This window comes from Bradyrhizobium sp. WD16 (assembly GCF_024181725.1).
In the GTDB taxonomy this organism is placed as follows: Bacteria; Pseudomonadota; Alphaproteobacteria; order Rhizobiales; family Xanthobacteraceae; genus Bradyrhizobium_A.
On sequence record NZ_CP028908.1, the window covers coordinates 3,016,586 to 3,036,422 of the forward strand.

The following is a 19,837-nucleotide window of genomic DNA, read 5'->3' on the forward strand; positions in this document are numbered from 1 at the left end:
CCATCATCCCGAGGTGGCGCCAACCGGTCCGCGAAAGCGGCCGGATGACAAGCTCCGCGCCCTCGAAGGATGAACGGCCGCAGGGATCACGCCGGCCACGTCGCCCTTCGAGGCCCGCTGCGCGGGCGCCTCAGGGTGACGTGGAGAAACACTTCGTTCATCCGCCATTTTGGTTCATCCGCCATTTTGGGCGTTCGCGATCTGATGCTTCGCCTTATGGCTCACCACATCATCTGCCGGAGGTCTCATGTCTGCGCCGCTTGTTATTCGCCTTCATCCCGACGACAGCGTGGTGATCGCCCGCGCGACGCTGCTGCCGGGGACCGTCGTCGCCGATGGCATCACTGCCAGCGATCGGGTTCCCGCCGGGCACAAGGTCGCGGTGAGGCCGGTCGCGCAAGGCGAGCCGGTGCGCCGCTACGGCCAGATCATCGGCTTCGCCACCGCGCCGATCGCGCCGGGCCAGCATGTTCACACCCATAACTGCGGCATGGGCGACTTCGCCAAGGATTACGCCTATGGCGTCGACGCCAGGCCGACGCCGCAGGTCGAGGTGCCCGCGACCTTTCAGGGTATCCGTCGGCCGGACGGCCGGGTCGCCACCCGCAACTACATCGGCATCCTCACCAGCGTGAATTGCAGCGCCCATGTCGCCTCGGTCGTCGCCGACATGTTTCGCCGCAATCCCTTCACCGGCGACGATCCGCTGGCCGATTTCCCCAATGTCGACGGCGTCGTGGCGCTGACCCACAAGACCGGCTGCGGCATGGCGCTGGACGAGCCGCTTGCCTTGCTGCGGCGGACGCTCGGCGGCTATGCCCGGCACGCCAATTTCGCCGCGGTGGTCGTCATGGGGCTCGGCTGCGAGGTCAACCAGATCGGCGGGCTGATGACCGAGCAGAAGCTGGCCGGCCGGCTGCGTGAGCTCGAGATCCAGTCGATCGGCGGCACCCGCAAGACCGTCGAGGCCGGCGTCGCCTTCGTTCGCGAGGCACTGGCCGACGCCAACAAGGTCCAGCGCGAGACGGTGCCGGTGTCCGAACTCACCGTGGCGCTGCAATGCGGCGGCTCCGACGGCTATTCCGGCGTCTCGGCCAATCCGGCGCTCGGCGCCGCCAGCGACCTCGTGGTCCGTCACGGCGGCACGGTGATCCTGTCTGAGACGCCGGAGACCTACGGCGCCGAGCATCTGTTGACGCGCCGCGCCGTGAGCCGCGACGTCGGCGAGAAGCTGGTCGGCCTGATGCGCTGGTGGGAGGCGTATGCCGCCCGCGAGGGCGCCGAGATGAATGCCAATCCAAGCCCCGGCAACAAGGCCGGCGGCCTCACCACCATCCTGGAGAAGTCGCTCGGCGCCATGGCCAAGGCCGGCTCGACCAATCTGGTGGACGTGCTGCATTACGCCGAGCCGGTCATCAAGAAGGGCTTCGTCTTCATGGATACGCCGGGTTACGACCCGGTGGCGGCCACCGGTCAGGTCGCCGGCGGCGCCAACCTCGTCTGCTTCACCACCGGCCGCGGCAGCGTGTTCGGCTGCAAGCCGGCGCCGTCGATCAAGCTCGCCACCAACACGCCGATGTACCAGCGGATGGAAGACGACATGGACATCAATTGCGGCACGATCCTCGACGGCGAGGAGGGCGTGGCGCAATGCGGCCAGCGCATCTTCGATCAGATGCTGCGCGTGGCGTCCGGCGAGCGCACCAAGAGCGAGAGCTTCGATTTCGGCAGCGACGAGTTCGCCCCCTGGGTGCTCGGCGCGACGATGTAGGCCCCAAAGCGGCGGGCCCAGGGCGCGCCGGGCCGGCCGCCGCTTGCGCCGGCGGCCGGCAGGCGCCTATGTAGGGCAGCTTTTCGATCTTGTAGCGAGCTGCCCCGATGACATCGTCTTCCCGCGCCTCCAGTTCCCGCGACTCCTATCCCCGGGACTTGCGTGGCTATGGCCGCAATCCGCCCGACCCGTGCTGGCCCGGCGGCGCCCGCGTCGCCGTCCAGTTCGTCGTCAATTTCGAGGAGGGCGGAGAGAACAACATCCTGCACGGCGATCCGGCGTCCGAGGCTTTTCTCTCGGACGTGCTGGGCGCCCAGCCCTGGCCCGGCCAGCGCCACGCCAATATCGAATCGATGTTCGAATATGGCTCCCGTGCCGGGTTCTGGCGGCTGTGGCGGATGTTCACCGAGCGCCGCATCGGCGTCACGGTGTTCGGCATCGCCACCGCGCTGGCCCGCAACCCGGAGGTGGTGGCGGCGATGCAGGAGGGGAAATGGGACATCGCTTCCCATGGCCTGAAATGGATCGAGCACAAGGATGTCGGCGAAGACGCCGAGCGCGCCATGATCGCGGAGGCGATCCGCCTGCATGAGCAGGCGACCGGTGAGCGGCCGACCGGTTGGTACACCGGCCGCTCCTCGATCAATTCGAACCGTCTCGTCAACGAGGCCGGCGGCTTCCTCTGGCTTTCCGATTCCTATGCCGACGATCTGCCCTATTGGTTGCAGGCGCCGTCAGGCCCGCAACTCATCATCCCCTACAGCCTCGACAACAACGACATGCGTTTCGTCAACGCCCAGGGGTTCGGCAACGGCGAAGACTTCTTCCAGTATTTGAAAGATGGCTTCGACCTGCTCTATGCCGAGGGCGCGACCGCGCCGAAGATGATGTCGATCGGCCTGCATTGCCGGCTGGTCGGCCGCCCCGGCCGCGCCGCGGCGCTGGCGCGCTTCCTCGACTATATCGGCTCCTTCGACAAGGTCTGGACGCCGACCCGCAAGGCCATCGCCGAGCACTGGCACGTCCATCATCGCGACCTGGCCAAAAGCGCGCCGCCGCTGCTTTGAGCAGCGAGTCGTGCAATCAAGCGGCTTTATCGTCGCGCTGTTGCGTGCTTGTGTCCACCGGTCGGTTGCCTTGGAAGGACCCGAAGAAGATGACGCAGATCGAGCTCGACACCCTGAACAGCTTGCCGGCGGCGGAGTTCGTCGCGGCGCTCGGCAATGTCTTCGAGCATGCGCCCTGGATCGCGGAGGCGGTGGCGCCACGCCGACCGTTCGCTACCATCAAGGTGCTGTTCGCAACGATGCGTGAGGTCGTTGCCAGCGCCGGCGAGGAGCAGCGGATGGCGCTGATCAAGGGCCATCCCGATCTTGCCGACAGGACGCAACGTGCCGCCGGGCTCACCGCGGACTCCACGGCCGAGCAGGGCAGCGTCGGCCTCGACGGCCTGACCGAGGCCGAATACGACGCCTTCACCCGGGTCAATACGTCGTACCGGCAGAAATTCGGTTTTCCCTATATCGTCTGCGTTCGCCGCCACACCAAGGATTCGATCCTGCGCGATTTCGAACGCCGGCTGCCCAACGACAGAGCCGCCGAGATCGCCGGCTCGATCGACGAGATCTGCCGCATCGCCGCGCTGCGGCTCGACCAGCTCGTCGCCGGTCCCGGGCGCCTCGCGGTCACCGGCCGGCTGTCGACCCATGTGCTCGACACCCATGGCGGCGCCCCGGCCGAGGGCATCGCGATCGAACTGCGGGAATTGTGTGCCCTGGGGCCGCCGCGTCTGATCGCCCGGGCGCGGACCAATGCCGATGGCCGCACCGATCAGCCGCTGATCCACGCTCGCCCGCTGCCGATCGGCCGCTACGAGCTGACCTTCCACACCGGCGCCTATTTCGCCGGGCGCGGTGTCGCGCAGAACGATCCGCCGTTCCTCGACGATATTCCGATCCGCTTCGCGATCGATGCCCCGGAAGGGCACTTCCACGTCCCGCTGCTGGTGACGCCCTGGAGCTATTCCACCTATCGCGGCAGCTAGTGTCCTGTCTCCGAATTACCGCCCCATTTGCCTCACGCTCGCACGGTCATTCGGAGACATAAAGGACACCAGCAAAATCAAAGCGCTCGTGTGGCTTATGTCTCGCAATTGCCTACAACAGACTTGCCGCAAAGGCGGTAGGCAATTGCGAGACGCCACACTAGTGTCCCGTCTCCGAATTACCGCTTCGTTTGCCTCACGCTCGCACGGTCATTCGGAGACATAGGGACACTAGCAAAATCAAAGTGCTAGTGTGGCTTATGTCTCGCAATTGCCTACGAGAGGGTTGCCGCAAAGGCGGTAGGCAATTGCGAGACGCCACACTAGTGCGGTGGATCTGACGCTCGTTTTCCGTGAGTCCTGGGCTCAGGCGTGCTCGGCTGCCGCGGCCGTCTGCGCGGCATCGGCCTTGGCGCTCTCGGCTGTGCCGAGCCCGTTGAAGAAGGCGTTGAGCGCCACCGCGGCGATGGCGGCGAGCAGGATGCCGGATTCCAGCAGCGGGTGAAGCTGAGAGGGCAGCTGCTTGAAGAAGTTCTGCGACACCAGCGGTATCATGCCGAAGCCGACCGAGATCGCGACCACGAACAGGTTGAAGCGATTGGTCTTGAAGTCGACCGCCGTGAGGATCCGCGCCCCGGTTGCGGCGACCATGCCGAACATCACGAGCCCGGCACCGCCCAGCACCACCTGGGGCACCGCCTCCACCAGCGCCGACATCTTCGGCATCAGCCCGAGCAGCAGCATGATCGCGCCGCCGGTGGCCGTCACCCAGCGCGAGCGCACGCCGGTGACGCCGACGAGTCCGACGTTCTGGGAAAACGAGGTGTAGGGGAAGGTGTTGAAAATGCCGCCGAGCAGGGTGCCGACGCCGTCGGCGCGCAGGCCGCGGGCGAGCGCCTGCTGATCGATCTTCCTGTCGGTCATCTCGCCGAGCGCGAGAAACATGCCGAGGGACTCGATCATCACCACGATCATGACGATGCACATGGTGATCGAGGGCACCAGCAGGAATTTCGGCGCGCCGAAGCGGAACGGGACGACGATGTCGGCCCAGGCGGCGCTCGCCACCTTTTCGAAATGCATGACGCCGAGCGTCGTCGCGAGCACCGCCCCGGCGATGATGCCGAGCAGAACCGCGACGTTGGAGATGAAGCCGCTGCCCCATTTGAGCAGCGCCAGGATCACCAGCAGCACGAACAGCGCGATGCCGAGCCCCTGCAACTGGCCGTAGGCCGGATTGGGAAAGGCGCCGGGCACGCCGTCCACCACCCTGGTCAGCGTCGGCAGGCCGCCACCCGCCCAGTTGATGCCGACCCGCATCAGCGAAATGCCGATGACCATGATGATGGTGCCGGTGACCACCGGTGGAAACAGCGGCAGCAGCCGGCTGATGAACGGCGCGACGATGATGGCGAACAGGCCGGCGACGATCACCGAACCGTAGATGCCGAGCAGCCCGATATCCGGCGATCCGGCCATGGACAGCATCGGACCGACCGCGGCGAAGGTGACGCCCATCATCACCGGCAGGCGGATGCCGACGCCGGGCAGGCCGATGCACTGCACGAGCGTGGCGAGACCGCAGGCGAACAGGTCGGCGCTGATCAGGAAGGCGATATCCTCCGGCGACAGCTTGAGCGCGCGGCCGATGATCAGGGGCACGGCGACCGCGCCGGCATACATTACCAGCACGTGCTGCAGGCCAAGGACGACGAGCCGCGGCACCGGTAGTTTCCGGTCGACGGGATGGACTTCGCTGCTCATGAGACCCCCTTGTGTTCGCCGCCCCCGCGGCGTTGGTCGAACCGGCACGTCGATCTAAGCCGATAATCGGGCGTCGTGCCAGACGCTTGACGTTTCGGTGCGCCGGATGCATCGCAATGTGCCTTGTGCGTGTCGGCGGAGGCGCCACAATGGCCGCTGCACCGCCCCTCCACCTCTTGCGGGAGACTGAGCTGCCCATGACGATTGCCGAGCCTGCCGCCGCGCTGGGGCGCGAAATTGTCGCCCATATCGACGAACTCGCGGCGATCTCTGCCGAGCCGGGTGTCATTACCCGCGTCTTTCTCACGCCGGAGCACCGGGCCGCAGCCGACCTGCTGATGGGCTGGATGCGGGACGCGGGCATGAGTGCCGCCATCGATGCCATCGGCAATGTGGTCGGGCGCTACGAGGGCGAGCAGGACGGCCTGCCGTGCCTGATGCTGGGCTCCCATTACGACACCGTGCGCAACGCCGGCCGCTGGGACGGACCGCTCGGCGTCATCACCGCGATCGCCTGCGTCGGCGCCCTGCATCGCCGCGGCCGGCGGCTGCCATTCGCCATCGAGGTCGTCGGCTTCGCCGATGAGGAGGGGGTACGCTTCGCATCGACCCTGCTCGGCAGCCGGGCGGTGGCGGGCACCTTCGACGCGCGCGCGCTCGACAGCATTGACCGCGACGGCATCACCATGCGCGAGGCGCTGCGCGCGTTTGGGCTCGATCCCGGCGCCATCGCCACGGCGGCGCATGCGCCGGGTGCCGTGCTCGGCTATGTCGAGCTCCACATCGAGCAGGGGCCGGTGCTGGAGGCCGAAGGGCTGCCGGTCGGGGTGGTGAGCGCGATCAGCGGCGCGACCCGCCTTTCGGTGACGCTGACCGGGATGGCCGGTCACGCCGGGACCGTGCCGATGGCGCTGCGCCGTGACGCGCTGACAGGCGCCGCCGAATGCATCCTCGCCATCGAGACCTACTGCCGCGGCCATGCTGGTCTGGTCGGCACCGTCGGCCAGATCGCCGCCGAACCGGGGGCGACCAACGTGATTCCCGGCCGCGTCGGTTTCACCATGGACATCCGAACCGCCGGCGACGATCGCCGCAAGGCGGCGGTCGGCGACCTCACCGCCGCGATCGAGGCGGCGGCACGGCGTCGCGGCCTCGAGGTTGCGATCACGGTGACCCATGAGAATCGCACGGTGAACTGCGCCGGCTGGCTCAAGGCACAGGTCGCCGCCGCCGTGGCCGCGGAAGGCTACGCCGTTCGCGAACTGCCCAGCGGCGCCGGCCACGACGCCATGGCAATCGCGGATATCGCCGACATGGCGATGATCTTCGTGCGCTGCCGCGGCGGCATCAGCCATCACCCCGACGAGCACGCCGAGCTCGGCGATGTCGAGGCCGGCGCGAAGGTGCTGTTGCGCCTGATCGAGACTTTCTCCCCGCGGGACAACGCTCGCTGACCGCACTAGAATCATGATGATGCTAGTGTCCCCTTGTTTCCAACGTTCGTATGAGCGCCTGCTGCAATGGGATACGAACGTTGGAAACAGGAAACTAGTGCGGTTGAACGGCGCCATCGGGCGCGGCTAACATCCGCTCGACCGGCCGCGCGCGTCGCGATCACAGCCGGAACCAGGGGAGGAGGCGAACAATGACGGTGCAGCAGAAGGTCGCCTGGATCACGGGCGGCGGCAGCGGCATCGGCCTTGCCGGGGCCGAAGCGCTCGCCGCTCAGGGCTGGCGCGTGGTGATTTCCGGCCGCCGCGCCGAGGTCGTGGACGAGGCGGCGGCGAGCTTGCGCGCCAGGGGCGGCGCGGTCACCGCGCGGGCGCTCGATGTCGGCAACGCCGCCGACGTCGAAAGAGTCGCAACGGAACTGCTCGCCGAGCACGGCCGGATCGATTGCCTCGTCAACAGCGCCGGGCTCAATCTGCCGAAGCGAAGCTGGGCCGATGTCACCACCGAGGGCTGGGACCAGATCGTCAAGATCAATCTCAACGGTCTCGTCTATTGCATCCGCGCCGTGCTGCCGGCGATGCGCGCGCAGCAGGACGGCTGCATCGTCAACATTGCGTCGTGGGCTGGCCGCCATGTCTCCAAGCTCACTGGACCGGCCTATACCGCCACCAAGCACGCCGTCGTGGCGCTGACCCATTCGCTCAACATGGAAGAGTTCCGGCACGGCATCCGCGCCTGCGCGCTGTCGCCTGGCGAGGTGGCGACGCCGATCCTCAAGAGCCGGCCGGTGCCGCCGAGCGTCGAAGACATGGCGCGGATGCTGCAGCCGGAGGACCTCGGCCGTACTATCGCCTTCGTCGCGACCATGCCGCCCCATGTCTGCGTCAACGAGATCCTGATCAGTCCCACCTGGAACCGCAGCTTTGCAGGAAATGGCCCATGATGCTTTGGCCTCGCTTCTTCGCCCTCGTTGCCGCGCTGGGCGCGGGACCGTTGCCGGCGGCGGCGATGGAGATCAGCCGCGCCCAGGCGCAGCTCTGGGAGGATGTCAGCGCCTATGCGCCGTCGCCGGGTCAGATGACCGTCTGCTATGGGTTCATCTGCCGGCGTCGTCTCGAATACGCCTTTACAGCTGCCGATCGCGCGGCGCTGACGTCGATCCTCGCCGCCGGCCGCGGTTCGCCGGCGGCGGAGCGCGCAGCGGTGCAGAAGGCGGTGGTCTGGTTCGATCGTCACATGGGACCGATTCTCGGCACCGACCGGCGGGTTGCGAGGGCGGACTTCCGCTATCGCGACGATGCCCATAATTTCGATTGCTGGGATACCACCCGCAACGTCACCGGGCTGTTGCTCATCATGCAGGACTGGGGCCTGCTCAAGCATCACAGCGTCGGCGATCCGACCTATCGCGGCAACGCCCTGGTGCTGCAGACCCCTCACAACACGCCGATCCTGATCGACCACAGCACCAACGTGCGCTGGACCGTGGATCTGTGGACGCGGGGCTACGGCCAGACGCCGGAGGTGTTGCCGGCGGATGAATGGATGAAGCTGGACTGATGGAGTGGATTCGACATTCACGACCCGCCGAGGTCGAACTGACAATGGAGAGTGCAACGGGCGATCCGGCGCTTCACCTCGCCCCGCGTAAGCGGCCCGCTGGCGGGGAGAGGTCGGTTCGCGTGACGACAAGACGCGCGATCTAGTGTGGACGATCTGACGCTCGTTTCAGCATTGCAGCGAGTTCTTCAAACGCGCGTCAGAACGTTGGAAACGGGACACTAGTGTGGCGTCTCGCAATTGCCTATGCCCTTTGCGGCAAGCCCCTGTAGGCAATTGCGAGACATAAGCCACACTAGCTTTTTGATTTTGCTAGTGTCCCGATGTCTCCGAATGACCGTGCGAGGGTGAGGCAAACGAAGCGGTCATTCGGAGACAGGACACTAGTGTGGCGTCTCGCAATTGCCTATGCCCTTTGCGGCAAGCCCCTGTAGGCAATTGCGAGACATAAGCCACACTAGCTTTTTGATTTTGCTAGTGTCCCGATGTCTCCGAATGACCGTGCGAGGGTGAGGCAAACGAAGCGGTCATTCGGAGACGGGACACTAGCCCTCTTTCCCGTCCGCCCCGGCGTTTGTCCCTGCCTCGCGGTTGCGCATCAGATCGGCGGCGAGGTCGGCCAGCGCCGGGCGCGGCAGTGCCGCGAAGGGTAGCGGCCGCGTCACGTCAATGGTGGCGAGGCCGAGCCGAGCGGTCAACAGGCCGTTGAGCAGGCCTTCGCCGAGCCGCGCCGACAGTTTCGCCGCGATACCGTGGCCGAGCATCTGCTGCACCAGGCTGTCGCTGGCGGCGAGACCGCCGGTGATGGCAAGATGGGCGATCGCCTGGCGTGTCAGCTTGATCAGGCCGAGCAGGCCCGGCCGGCCGCCATAGAGCAGGGCGAGCTGGCGGATCAGCCGCGCCGCGGCGGCGAAGACGAACAGCATGTCGACCAATGCTCGTGGGCTGACGGCGGTGACGATCGACACCCGCTGGGCAGCGGTGATGATCAGGCGCCGCGCCTCGGCGTCGAGCGGCGCCATCACTTCGCGTTCGGCGAGACGCAGGAGGTCGGCGCCGTCGATGATGTCGCGGCTGTGGCTCTGCAGCACGGCGCGGGCATGGGCGAGGCGCGGATTGCCGTGGGCGAGGCGCATCAGTTCGCGCAGGATGGCCGCTGCCTCAACGCGGTCGTCGCTCGCCAGCACCGCGCTGGCCCGGAGATGCAGCGTTTCGATGGTGGAGAGCCGCAGCAGGGCGCGGATTTCGCGCAGGCCGATGGCGAGAAGGGCGACGGCGAACGCGGCGGCGAAGCCTAATCCGACCGCGCCGAGCGCGGTGCTGCGGTTGAACAGGTCCTCGACCAGATTGGTCAGTCCGAGCCCGAGACCGAGCAGCACGATGCCGCCGAGCGAACCCCAGAACAGTGGTCCCCAGCGCAGGCTGCGCCGCGGCAGGAGCGGCGCCGTCTCGAGGATGACCGCAGGCGGCGTCGGCTCGGGCTCCGGCGTGACATGGACCTTGCCGCGCTGCGCGCGGCCGGCCTCCTCGGCGGGGGGCAGCAGCACGACATCGGGATCGTCGAGCTTGAAGGTCGCTGGCCGGCGCGGGGGCTGGCTCATCGCAGGCGGTCTCCGATCAGGAACTGCAGGGCGCGGTCGAGGCGTATATGGGGCAGCGGGGCGTCGATTCCGGCCGCGGGCGCGCGCGGCGGCCGGAAGCGCAGGAAACGGAAATCGGCGTCGCCGGCGGCGCCGTGGCTGAGGCCGCGGAATTGGGCTTGCGCCGGCGCGGCAGGGTCGAACAGGCTATCGGGAGCCATCGGCAGGTCGCCGGGAAAAGTCGCGACGTCGGTCTCGCCATCGAAGAATTCGCCATGGGCGCTCTCGCCGGCCGCGGGCGTGCCGATGATCGAGGGCAGGTCGTCGCCGCCGCGCCGGACGCGGGCCTCGCGGGTGGCGCGCACTGCCGCGAGCGCCGCCACGTCGACGGCGGCGCCGGCGAATTCGGCGCGTTTCGCCGCGCCTTCCACCATCCGGCGCAGGATCGCCTCCAGCGGATCATGGCTCGCATGATGGAGGTGGTCGGCCTTGGTGGCGGCGAACAGGATGCGGTCGATCCGCGGTCGCAGCAGCGCGCTGAAGAAGGTGCCGCGGCCGACGCGGAAGCAGTCGAGAATGCCCGCCAGCGCGGCTTGCAGATCGGCGAGCGCCTCGGGGCCGGCGTTGAAGGCGGCGAGGGCGTCGACCAGCACGATCTGGCGGTCGAGCCGGGCGAAATGGTCGCGGAAAAATGGCCGGACCACGACGTCCTTATAGGCCTCGAAGCGGCGCCGCATCATCTCCCAGAGCGAGCCGGCCGGTGCGTCACCGGCGCCGGACAGTTCGAGCGGCGCGAAGGTCAGCGCCGGCGAGCCCGCGAGGCTGCCCGGCATCAGAAAACGGCCGGGCGGCAGCATGCTCATGGCAAAGCGCTCGTCGCGGCAGGCGCGCAGATAGTCGGTGAACAGCTTTGCCGAGGCGCGGGCCGCCTGCTCGTCGGCGGCGGCGAGCGGATCGAGGGTTGCGAGCAGGCCATGCCAGGGCGCGGCCAGCTCGGCGCGGGGCGCCTTGCGCGACAGCATCAGGCTTTCCGCCGACCACTCCTCGTAGCTCTTGTGTAGCAGCGGCAGGTCGAGCAGCCACTCGCCCGGATAGTCGACGATGTCGAGGGTCAGGCTGCGGTCGGCGCCGCTGGCGCGCTGGTAGTCGATAACGAGGCGGAGTTCGCTGATGTCGGTGGTCGAGTGCGGCCATTGTCGCGCCTCGACGAGGGTGCGGATATGATCCTCATAGGCAAAGCGCGGGACTGCGTCGTCGGGCTGGGGGGACAGGCGGGCCTTGGCGATCCGGCCGCTGGCGGCCTCGAACACCGGAAGCCGGCCGCCACGCAGCATGGCATGGACGAGAGCGGTGATGAACACCGTCTTGCCGGACCGCGACAGGCCGGTGACGCCGAGCCGGACGGCGGGATGGAAAAACTGGTCGCCGTAATCGGCCAGCGCCTGCAGGGACAGGCGGGCCTCTTCGACGAGATCAGAGAAACGTGACGACATGAGCTAAATCAAACGGGTTGTGGACATGAAATGCAACACATCGTGTTCGCCTCTTCCCGTTGACGAAATTGTCACCTTGCCCGTCTATTGGATGATGGGGGCGACAAAATTTTGCCGTCCCGGCCGGGCATGGAGGCAGCCAGCGGCAAGGAGCCGCTGCCGTGGGCCGGCAGATTTGCAGGGTTTAGGGTCGTAGAGAACATGACGGAGCGAAGAAGCGGCAGAATGTTCCGCCTCAAGCAGCTCACCGACGCGGCGCTGCACGGCGCCCCGCACGGCGTGCGCTGGAATTACGACCGGGCCGAGCTGATGGCCGACGGTGTCGTCCACGCCATCGGGGTTGGCTGCGGCCTGATCGCCGCGGCGATCCTCATCGTGCTCGCCTCGCTCTATCGTCCGGGCGCCCAGGTGGCCGCGGTGGTGGTCTACGCCGGCGGCCTGCTGGCGATGCTGGGCATCTCGGCGACCTACAACCTGCTGCCGGTGTCGCGCTTCAAATGGTGGTTGCGCCGGCTCGATCATTCGGCGATCTATCTCCTGATCGCCGCGACCTATACGCCCTTCATCGTTCAGGTTAAAGGCAGCGTCTATGCCCTCGCGCTGCTGACCGGCGTCTGGTTGGTCGCGGTGATCGGTACCGTGCTCAAGATCGCGCTGCCCGGCCGCTTCGACCGGCTCTCCATCGTGCTCTATCTCGCCATGGGCTGGAGCGGCGTCATGCTCTATGACACGCTGGTGTCGGCTCTGCCGGTCGTGACGCTGTCGCTGATCGCGGCCGGCGGCATTCTCTATTCGCTCGGCGTGATCTTCCACGTCTGGGAGCGCCTGCGTTTCCAGAACGCCATATGGCACGCCTTCGTGCTGCTCGGCGCCTCCTGCCATTACACCGCGGTGCTGGATCTCGTGCTGGCGTGAGCATCTGATCTCAAGAGCGTAGCCCGGGGCACGATCTCAGTTGCTTTCGTCATGCGCGAGCGCACGACGTAGCAAAGGATTGGGCCCCGAATCCTGCTTGCGGCTGACGCCGTCGCGCCATTAAATCGCGCCGGCACAATCGATCAGCGGGGGAATACGCATGCACGTCGCGGGCAAGGTCGTGGTCGTCACCGGCGGCGGCAACGGCATCGGCAAGGCGCTGGCCGAACTCTTTCATCGCGAGGGCGCGGCGAAGGTGATCGTCGCCGATCTCGATATGCCGGCGGCGGAAAAAGTCGCGGCTGCGCTCGGCGGCCGCGCGGTGCGCACCGACGTCGGCCGCGAGGACGACGTGCGCGCGCTGATCGAGCGGACCGAGGCGGATTGCGGGCCGATCGCGCTGTTCTGCTCCAATGCCGGCATCGGCGCCGGCTTCGATCCGCTGTCGGAGAACGCCGCGGGCAGCTCCGACGAGCCGTGGATGAAGAGCTGGGCGATCAATGTCATGGCCCATGTCTATGCGGCGCGGCATCTGGTCCCGCGAATGAAGGCGCGCGGCGGCGGCTATTTCCTGCACACGGTGTCGGCGGCAGGACTGTTGTCCCAGATCGGCAGCGCCGCCTACTCCACCACCAAGCATGCGGCGGTGGGCTTTGCCGAGAATCTGGCGATTTCGCACCGGGCCGACGGCATCCGCGTCTCGATCCTCTGTCCGCAAGGGGTCGACACCAACATGCTGCGCGGCCTGCCGAAGGGGCCGCAATCCGCCGACGGCAATCTCAGCCCGGAGGAGGTTGCAGCATCGGCGCTGGCGGGCATCGCCAACGAGCAGTTCCTGATTCTGCCGCACCCGCAGGTCGCCGACTACATGCGGGCCAAGCTCGACAATTACGACCGCTGGATCGGTGGCATGGCGAAGATCCAGGCGAAGATGCGTGAGGCGGCGGCGCGTTGAGACCGCGACGATCGGCGCGCGGGCATGACGGAGTTTATCAAGTCACCGTAAACCCTGCGGGCTCCGCTTGCCGCGGCCGGAAAGCAGGCGATGACGGCGGAGAGAGCAGGGGCGCTGCATCGGCAACGCCGCGCAACACGCTCACCACGTCGCCGTCGCCTTCATGGTCGGCGTGCCGGCGGCATTTGCCGTCCATAGCGCCAAACCGTTCGCGGTCTCGTCGGCATTGAGGCTGAATTCGGCGCCGTCGAACAGCGGAGCGACGCCGCGATAGTCGAACACCTTCGGCGCGGCGCCGCCGTGCAGATCGGCGGCGAACTGGGTCAGCAGCGCCGCCTGGAGAGGGCCGTGGAACACCAGTCCAGGATAGCCCTCGACCTTGGTGACGTAGTCGCGGTCGTAATGGATGCGATGGCCATTGAAGGTCAGCGCCGAATAGCGGAACAGCAGGACCGGATCGGCCATGTGACTGCGGCGGTGGCGCGCGGGCGGCGGCGCGGCCGGCACCGGCGCCGAAGCGGCGGCGGTCGTGGTGGCCTCGCGATAGACGATGTCCTGGCGCTCGCGCACGGCAAGGCCGCGGGGCGTGGTGATGTCGTGAGCGACCGTGACGAAACACAGCGCGCCGGACGAGCCCTGTTTCAAGGTGACGTCGGCGATGCGCGAGGTGCGGGTGACCTCGTCGCCGACCCGCAGAGCATCGAGAAATTCGAGCTTGCCGCCCGCCCACATCCGCCGCGGCAACGGCACCGGGGGCAGAAAGCCGCCGCGATCGGGATGGCCGTCGGGGCCGAGCGCCGACATCGGCGCCACCGGCTGGGCGAGGCACCAGTGCACTGTCAGCGGCGCGGCATCGCCGGCCTTGGGCTGGCCGATGTCGATGAACAGCGTGGCGCGCAGCGCCCTGGTGAGCTGCGCCGTGACGATGTCGGTCGCGGCATCGGTGTTGCCGATCCAGCGGCGCAGGTGATCGAGATCGACGGCGGTGCTCATGCCTCGTAGTCCTTGATGATGGCGTCGATCGCCGCGTTGTGCTCGCCGATCGCCGGCACCGCGGCATAGCTGCGCGCCTCGCCGACGAACTGGGCGCCCGGCGCCGGATAACTGACCGTGCCCTTTTCGGTCGCGACCTTGATCCGCCTCAGATGCGGATGCGTCGTCAGGTCGGCCATGCTGTTGACCTCGGCGAAGGCGATGTCGGCGGCGGCGAGCCGCTCGATCAGGGTGTCGCGGGAGAGCCGGCCGAATACCTCGGCGACGGTCCTGTCGGTTTCGGCGCGATGGCGCACCCGCTCGACGCCGTTGGCGAAGCGCGGGTCGGACGGCAGTTCCGGGCGTTCCAGCACCTCGCCGCACAGCTTCTTCCATTCGCGCTCGCTCTGGATCGAGATCAGGATGTCCTTGCCGTCGACCGAGCGGAACACGCCATAGGGCGCGATCGAGGGGTGGGCGAGGCCCATGCGCTTCGGCGGATTGCCGGCCTCGGCGTTGAGCAGCGGCACGGTGAGCCAGTCGGCCATCACATCGAACATCGAGATCCGGATGTCGGCGCCCATGCCGGTGCGGCTGCGCGAGATCAGCGCCTCGAGCACCGCGGCCTGGGCGGCCGCGCCGGTGGCGATGTCGACGATGGAGACGCCGACCCGCGAGGGGCCGTCGGCGCCGCCGGTGATGGAGGCGAGCCCGCTTTCGGCCTGGATCAGCAGGTCATAGGCCTTGCGGTCGGCGTAAGGGCCTTCGTCGCCATAGCCCGAAATCGTGCAGAGGATCAGCGCCGGATAGTCGCGGCGCAGTCGCTCGATGGCAAAGCCGAGCTTGTCCATGGCGCCCGGCTTGAGGTTCTGCACCAGCACGTCGGCGCCGGCGATCAGGGCTTCCAGCTTGCGGCGGCCCGCGGCCGTGGCGAGATCGATCACGACCGATTGCTTGCCGCGATTGAGCCAGACGAAATAGCTGCTCTGGCCATTGGCGGCGGCATCGTAGCCGCGGGCGAAGTCGCCCTCGGGCCGTTCCACCTTGATGACGGTGGCGCCGGCGTCGGCGAGGCGCGAGGTGCAGAACGGCGCGGCGACGGCCTGTTCGACGGCGACGACGGTCACCCCTTCGAGTGCGCGCATGCTCGGAACTCCGCCGCTTTCAGTAGGAGCGAGGCATGCCGAGCACGTGCTCGGCAAGGAAGGACAGGATCAGGTTGGTCGAGATCGGCGCCACCTGGTAGAGCCGCGTCTCGCGGAACTTGCGCTCGACGTCGTATTCCTCGGCGAAGCCGAAGCCGCCATGGGTCTGGACGCAGGCATTGGCCGCCTCCCAGGACGCATCCGCCGCCAGCATCTTGGCCATGTTGGCTTCGGCGCCGCAGTCGAGTCCGGCTTCGTATTTGCGCGTCGCCTCGCGCACCATCAGTTCAGCGGCGCGCATGGCGGCATAGGCCTTGGCGATGGGAAACTGCACGCCCTGGTTCTGGCCGATCGGGCGGCCGAACACCACGCGCTCGCGGGCGTAACTGGTCGCCTTGGCGATGAACCACTTGGCGTCGCCAACGCATTCGGCGGCGATCAGGATGCGCTCGGCATTCATGCCGGAGAGAATGTAGCGGAAGCCCTTGCCTTCCTCGCCGATCAGGTTCTCCGCCGGGACCTTAAGGTTGTCGAAGAACACCTCCGTGGTCGCATGGTTCATCATGGTGCGGATCGGCCGGATGGTCAGGCCGTCGCCCTTGGCCGCCTTCATGTCGACGATGAAGACCGACAGTCCGTCGGTGCGCTTGGCGGCCTGCTCCTTGGGGGTGGTGCGCGCCAGCAGGATCATCAGGTCGGAATGTTCGGCGCGGCTCGTCCAGATCTTCTGGCCATTGACGATGTAATGGTCGCCGTCGCGGCGGGCGAAGGTCTTGAGCGAAGAGGTGTCGGTGCCGCTGGTCGGCTCGGTGACGCCGAAGGCTTGCAGGCGCAATTCGCCGGAGGCGATCCGCGGCAGCCATTGCTGCTTCTGCGCGGCGCTGCCGTGCCGCAGCAGCACGCCCATGGTGTACATCTGGGCGTGACAGGCGCCGCCGTTGCAGCCCGAGCGCTGCACTTCCTCGAGGATCGCCGCCGCCGCCGACAGCGTCAGGCCGGACCCGCCATATTCCTCGGGGATCAGCACCGAGAGGTATCCGGAGCGGGTGAGGGCATCGACGAACTCCGCCGGATATTCCATGCCGCGGTCGAGCTTGCGCCAGTACTCGCCGGAGAACTGCGCGCACAGCCTGGCGACGGCGTCGCGGATGTCGGAGTGATCGTCGGCTTCGGTGGCGTGGCTCTGGGTCATGGCTAACCGGGGTCCTCAAGTCGGGAGAACATCACGCGCCGCGGGCGCGGGGTTACCTCTTCTTCCGTGATCGCCCTGCCCATTGCAACGCCTAAGCTGCCGCACCGCTGCATCGGCATGCGGCGCGGCGAACCGCTCGGCGGAATATTGCCGCGCGCACCGAACTTCGATCGCCGATCAGGCCGGGATGCGGACAGGCAGCGCCTCGTAGCCGCGCACGAAGGAGGAGTAGACCCGCTTCGGTGGGCCGACCACCTCGATCATCGGGAAGCGCTTGAGCATCTCCTCCCAGACGATCTTGAGCTGCAGTTCGGCGAGCCGCATGCCGACGCAGCGGTGGATGCCGAAGCCGAAGGACAGGTGCTGGCGCGGCCGCGGCCGGTCGATGATGAAGCGGTCGGGCTGCTCGATCGCCGTCTCGTCGCGGTTGCCGGAGACGTACCACATCACCACCCGGTCGCCCTTGCGGATGGTCTGGCCGCCAAGCTCGGTGTCGCACAGCGCAGTGCGACGCATATGGGCGAGCGGCGTCTGCCAGCGGATCACTTCGGGCACGAAGCCGTCGATCAGCGCCGGATCGGCCCGCAGCTTGGCGTATTCGGCGGGATTCTGGTTCAGCGCCAGCACCGAACCGGTCATGCTATTGCGGGTGGTATCGTTGCCGCCGACGATCAGCAGGATGATATTGCCGAGCAGGTTGTCGAGATCCATGGACCGCGTCGCCTCGCTGTGCGCCATCATCGAGATCAGGTCGCTCTTCGGCTCCTGCCGGGCCCGTTCGTTGAACATCCGCACGAAGGTCTCGCCGCACTCCATCAGTTCGGCGCGGCGCTGCGCCTCGTTGGCCACCACCATGCTCTTGGGCAGCGCGGTCGCCACATCCGACCAGCGGGTCAGCTTGCCGCGCTGCTCGAACGGGAAATCGAGCAGGGTCGCCAGCATCTGCGTCGTCAGCTCGATCGAGACGCGCTCGACGAAGTTGAAGGTTTCGTTGCGCGGCAGTTCGTCGAGGATGCGGCAGGCGCGCTCGCGGATCAGCACCGCCAGGCGGTCGAGATGCACCGGCGTGAACAGCGGCGACACCGTCTTGCGCTGCGGGCCGTGCATCGGTTCATCCATGGCGATGAAGCTCGGCCACTGATAATCGGGCTCGACGTCGCGCAGCATGATGCCGCCGAGCCGCATATCCGATGAGAAGAGTTGCGGATGGGTGTCGACATGCATGATGTCGTCATAGCGCGTCACCGACCAGTAATTGCCGATCGGACTGGTGCTGCAGAAATGCACCGGCGCCTCCCTGCGCAGGCGCTCGAACCAGGGCCACAGCGTGTCGCTGCGGAACAATTCCGGGTGACCGGGATGGAAGTCGGCGAGCGGCGTCGCATAGGCCTTGGCGCGGGCCTCTTCCAGGGCGTTGTTCGTCAAGCCGTTGTTCGTCAAGCCGTCGTTCATCAAGCCACTGTCGGCGGCGCCCCCTATGGCGGCGAGCATGCGGTCTCCTCCCCGGAATTTCTGTTGCGGCGTTCTATCAGCCCGGAATGCGGACCGGTAGCGTCTCGTAGCCCTTGACGAAGGACGAATAGACGCGCGTCGGTTCGCCGACCACCTCGATCCGCGGAAAGCGCTTGAGGATTTCCTCCCAGACGATCTTGAGCTGAAGTTCGGCGAGCCGCATGCCGATGCAGCGATGGATGCCGAAGCCGAAGGACAGGTGCTGGCGCGGCCGCGGCCGGTCGATGATGAAGCGGTGGGCCTCCGGGATCACCGTCTCGTCGCGGTTGCCGGAGACGTACCACATGATCACCTTGTCACCCTCGCGAATGCGCTTGCCGGACAATTCGGTGTCGCGCAGCGCGGTTCGCCGCATATGGGCGAGCGGCGTCTGCCAGCGGATCACTTCGGGGACCATGCTGTCGATCAGCGCCGGGCCGGCGCGCAGCTTGCGGTATTCGCCGGGGTTCTCGTTGAGCGCCAGCACCGAGCCCGTCATGGTGTTGCGGGTGGTGTCGTTGCCACCGACGATCAGGAGAATGAGGTTGCCGAGGAAATTGTTCGCGTCCATGTCCCGCGTCGCCTCGGCATGGGCCATCAGCGACAGGAGGTCGCCTTTCGGCGGCGCCGCCTTGCGCGCCTCCCACAGCCTGGCGAAATAGGCGCGGCAGTCCTCCAATTCCGCCTGGCGGACGTCCTCAGCCGCCTGGTCGACGGGAATCGCGGTGGCGACATCCGACCAGTGCGTCAGCTTGCGCCGCTCCTCCCAGGGGAAGTCGAACAGCAACGCCAGCATCTGGGTCGTCAGTTCGATGGAGACGCGGTCCACCCAATCGAAAGTCTCGTTGCGTGGCAGGCCGTCGAGGCATTCCGCCGTGCGCGTGCGGATGCCGACGGCGAGCTGATCGAGATTGTGCGGCGCGAAGATCGGCGCCACGGTCTTGCGCTGGGCGCCGTGCTTGGGCTCGTCCATGGCGATGAACATCGGCCGGCGGAATTCAGGCCTCGCGTCGCGGATGGTGATGCCGCCGAGGCTCGCTTCCGAGGAGAAGACGCCGTGGCTGGTATCGACCTGCATGATGTCGTTGTAGCGGGTCACCGACCAGTAGGGGCCGAACATGCCGGCGCGGCAGTAGTGCACCGGATCCTCGGCTCGCAGCCGTTCGAAATACGGCCAGAAACTGTTGGTCCGGAACAGCTCGGGGTGGCCGACATCGAAGTCTTCGAGCGGCGTCGAATAGGCGCGGTCGCGGGCGGAACGCAGCGACGCCGGCGTCGCCGGCTTGAGGGCGAGGTCCATGGTGCGTCTCCCTGTCGGTCCGCGCCCTCTTGCGACCCGTGCCGCCGGGCGCCAACCTGTCTGTCGCAGTTCGGGCGGACGGATAGGGTCGAATTACAACCCGTCCTTGCGCGGCAGACAAGCGTTTCCATCGCGCCGCCGACGCCATTTTCCGGCGCCCGGCCGGCATCATGGTAGCCCTTCTCTTGCTGCATCGCCCGTGG

Annotated in this window: 16 protein-coding genes; 8 read left to right on the forward strand and 8 right to left on the reverse strand. The window is 67.2% G+C overall.

Going from position 1 to position 19,837, the window contains the following annotated elements:
* Positions 1-247: 247 nt before the first annotated feature.
* The 3 genes from DB459_RS13980 (at position 248) to uraD (ending at position 3,815) form a co-directional block, all read left to right on the forward strand.
* Positions 248-1,771 carry a UxaA family hydrolase gene (locus DB459_RS13980; protein ID WP_253705786.1) on the forward strand — a complete coding sequence of 508 codons (1,524 nt, stop codon included), beginning with the start codon at positions 248-250 and terminating at the stop codon, positions 1,769-1,771.
* Between the two features lie 107 nt (positions 1,772-1,878).
* Positions 1,879-2,838: an allantoinase PuuE gene (gene puuE, locus DB459_RS13985; RefSeq protein ID WP_253705788.1), complete on the forward strand. Its 960-nt coding sequence runs from the start codon at positions 1,879-1,881 to the stop codon at positions 2,836-2,838.
* A gap of 89 nt (positions 2,839-2,927) precedes the next feature.
* The gene (gene uraD, locus DB459_RS13990; protein WP_253705790.1) at positions 2,928-3,815 is read left to right on the forward strand and encodes a 2-oxo-4-hydroxy-4-carboxy-5-ureidoimidazoline decarboxylase; all 888 of its coding nucleotides are present in this window, start codon (positions 2,928-2,930) and stop codon (positions 3,813-3,815) included.
* 366 nt (positions 3,816-4,181) lie between these two features.
* On the opposite strand, the gene DB459_RS13995 is transcribed toward uraD, so the two are convergent.
* Positions 4,182-5,579 carry a nucleobase:cation symporter-2 family protein gene (locus tag DB459_RS13995; RefSeq protein WP_253705792.1) on the reverse strand — a complete coding sequence of 466 codons (1,398 nt, stop codon included), beginning with the start codon at positions 5,577-5,579 and terminating at the stop codon, positions 4,182-4,184.
* 197 nt (positions 5,580-5,776) lie between these two features.
* On the opposite strand from DB459_RS13995, the gene DB459_RS14000 reads away from it, so the two are divergent.
* The 3 genes from DB459_RS14000 to DB459_RS14010 all read left to right on the forward strand — a co-directional run bounded on the left by DB459_RS14000 (position 5,777) and on the right by DB459_RS14010 (position 8,591).
* Complete coding sequence (locus tag DB459_RS14000; RefSeq protein ID WP_253705793.1) at positions 5,777-7,033, forward strand: allantoate amidohydrolase; 1,257 nt, start codon at positions 5,777-5,779, stop codon at positions 7,031-7,033.
* 191 nt (positions 7,034-7,224) lie between these two features.
* On the forward strand, positions 7,225-7,974 hold the full coding sequence (locus DB459_RS14005; protein WP_253705795.1) for an SDR family oxidoreductase: 750 nt from the start codon (positions 7,225-7,227) through the stop codon (positions 7,972-7,974).
* Positions 7,971-8,591: a hypothetical protein gene (locus tag DB459_RS14010; protein ID WP_253705796.1), complete on the forward strand. Its 621-nt coding sequence runs from the start codon at positions 7,971-7,973 to the stop codon at positions 8,589-8,591. Before DB459_RS14005 ends, DB459_RS14010 begins: the two co-directional genes overlap by 4 nt.
* A gap of 545 nt (positions 8,592-9,136) precedes the next feature.
* Here DB459_RS14010 and DB459_RS14015 read toward each other — a convergent pair.
* Together DB459_RS14015 and DB459_RS14020 are read right to left on the reverse strand one after the other, a co-directional pair.
* Positions 9,137-10,192 carry a YcjF family protein gene (locus tag DB459_RS14015; protein ID WP_253705798.1) on the reverse strand — a complete coding sequence of 352 codons (1,056 nt, stop codon included), beginning with the start codon at positions 10,190-10,192 and terminating at the stop codon, positions 9,137-9,139.
* The gene (locus tag DB459_RS14020) at positions 10,189-11,664 is read right to left on the reverse strand and encodes a YcjX family protein (RefSeq protein WP_253705800.1); all 1,476 of its coding nucleotides are present in this window, start codon (positions 11,662-11,664) and stop codon (positions 10,189-10,191) included. Before DB459_RS14020 ends, DB459_RS14015 begins: the two co-directional genes overlap by 4 nt.
* Positions 11,665-11,889: 225 nt before the next feature.
* Here DB459_RS14020 and DB459_RS14025 point away from each other — a divergent pair, with 225 nt between their 5' ends.
* Together DB459_RS14025 and DB459_RS14030 are read left to right on the forward strand one after the other, a co-directional pair.
* On the forward strand, positions 11,890-12,579 hold the full coding sequence (locus DB459_RS14025) for a hemolysin III family protein (RefSeq protein ID WP_253705802.1): 690 nt from the start codon (positions 11,890-11,892) through the stop codon (positions 12,577-12,579).
* Between the two features lie 160 nt (positions 12,580-12,739).
* On the forward strand, positions 12,740-13,534 hold the full coding sequence (locus tag DB459_RS14030; protein WP_253705803.1) for an SDR family oxidoreductase: 795 nt from the start codon (positions 12,740-12,742) through the stop codon (positions 13,532-13,534).
* Positions 13,535-13,675: 141 nt separating this feature from the next.
* Here DB459_RS14030 and DB459_RS14035 read toward each other — a convergent pair whose 3' ends face one another.
* From DB459_RS14035 to DB459_RS14055, 5 genes are all read right to left on the reverse strand, one after another.
* A complete protein-coding gene (locus tag DB459_RS14035; protein WP_253705805.1) occupies positions 13,676-14,527 on the reverse strand; it encodes a MaoC family dehydratase N-terminal domain-containing protein in 852 nt (283 codons plus the stop codon).
* Positions 14,524-15,651 carry a CaiB/BaiF CoA-transferase family protein gene (locus DB459_RS14040; protein WP_253705807.1) on the reverse strand — a complete coding sequence of 376 codons (1,128 nt, stop codon included), beginning with the start codon at positions 15,649-15,651 and terminating at the stop codon, positions 14,524-14,526. Before DB459_RS14040 ends, DB459_RS14035 begins: the two co-directional genes overlap by 4 nt.
* Before the next feature lie 19 nt (positions 15,652-15,670).
* Positions 15,671-16,843, reverse strand: a complete 1,173-nt coding sequence (locus DB459_RS14045; RefSeq protein WP_253705809.1) for an acyl-CoA dehydrogenase family protein — start codon at positions 16,841-16,843, stop codon at positions 15,671-15,673.
* Between the two features lie 177 nt (positions 16,844-17,020).
* Positions 17,021-18,295, reverse strand: a complete 1,275-nt coding sequence (locus DB459_RS14050; RefSeq protein WP_253713564.1) for a cytochrome P450 — start codon at positions 18,293-18,295, stop codon at positions 17,021-17,023.
* A gap of 76 nt (positions 18,296-18,371) precedes the next feature.
* Positions 18,372-19,634 carry a cytochrome P450 gene (locus DB459_RS14055; protein WP_253705811.1) on the reverse strand — a complete coding sequence of 421 codons (1,263 nt, stop codon included), beginning with the start codon at positions 19,632-19,634 and terminating at the stop codon, positions 18,372-18,374.
* Positions 19,635-19,837: the final 203 nt, after the last annotated feature.

Excerpts from the sequence above, each read along its gene's own strand:
- DB459_RS14025 (WP_253705802.1), top strand. The coding sequence starts at position 11,890 with ATGTTCCGCCTCAAGCAGCTCACCGACGCGGCGCTGCACGGCGCCCCG.
- DB459_RS14010 (WP_253705796.1), top strand. The coding sequence starts at position 7,971 with ATGATGCTTTGGCCTCGCTTCTTCGCCCTCGTTGCCGCGCTGGGCGCG.
- DB459_RS14015 (WP_253705798.1), bottom strand. The coding sequence starts at position 10,192 with ATGAGCCAGCCCCCGCGCCGGCCAGCGACCTTCAAGCTCGACGATCCC.
- puuE (WP_253705788.1), top strand. The coding sequence starts at position 1,879 with ATGACATCGTCTTCCCGCGCCTCCAGTTCCCGCGACTCCTATCCCCGG.
- DB459_RS14035 (WP_253705805.1), bottom strand. The coding sequence starts at position 14,527 with ATGAGCACCGCCGTCGATCTCGATCACCTGCGCCGCTGGATCGGCAAC.
- DB459_RS14055 (WP_253705811.1), bottom strand. The coding sequence starts at position 19,634 with ATGGACCTCGCCCTCAAGCCGGCGACGCCGGCGTCGCTGCGTTCCGCC.
- DB459_RS14020 (WP_253705800.1), bottom strand. The coding sequence starts at position 11,664 with ATGTCGTCACGTTTCTCTGATCTCGTCGAAGAGGCCCGCCTGTCCCTG.
- DB459_RS14045 (WP_253705809.1), bottom strand. The coding sequence starts at position 16,843 with ATGACCCAGAGCCACGCCACCGAAGCCGACGATCACTCCGACATCCGC.
- DB459_RS13980 (WP_253705786.1), top strand. The coding sequence starts at position 248 with ATGTCTGCGCCGCTTGTTATTCGCCTTCATCCCGACGACAGCGTGGTG.
- DB459_RS13995 (WP_253705792.1), bottom strand. The coding sequence starts at position 5,579 with ATGAGCAGCGAAGTCCATCCCGTCGACCGGAAACTACCGGTGCCGCGG.
- DB459_RS14005 (WP_253705795.1), top strand. The coding sequence starts at position 7,225 with ATGACGGTGCAGCAGAAGGTCGCCTGGATCACGGGCGGCGGCAGCGGC.
- DB459_RS14050 (WP_253713564.1), bottom strand. The coding sequence starts at position 18,295 with ATGAACGACGGCTTGACGAACAACGGCTTGACGAACAACGCCCTGGAA.
- uraD (WP_253705790.1), top strand. The coding sequence starts at position 2,928 with ATGACGCAGATCGAGCTCGACACCCTGAACAGCTTGCCGGCGGCGGAG.
- DB459_RS14030 (WP_253705803.1), top strand. The coding sequence starts at position 12,740 with ATGCACGTCGCGGGCAAGGTCGTGGTCGTCACCGGCGGCGGCAACGGC.
- DB459_RS14000 (WP_253705793.1), top strand. The coding sequence starts at position 5,777 with ATGACGATTGCCGAGCCTGCCGCCGCGCTGGGGCGCGAAATTGTCGCC.
- DB459_RS14040 (WP_253705807.1), bottom strand. The coding sequence starts at position 15,651 with ATGCGCGCACTCGAAGGGGTGACCGTCGTCGCCGTCGAACAGGCCGTC.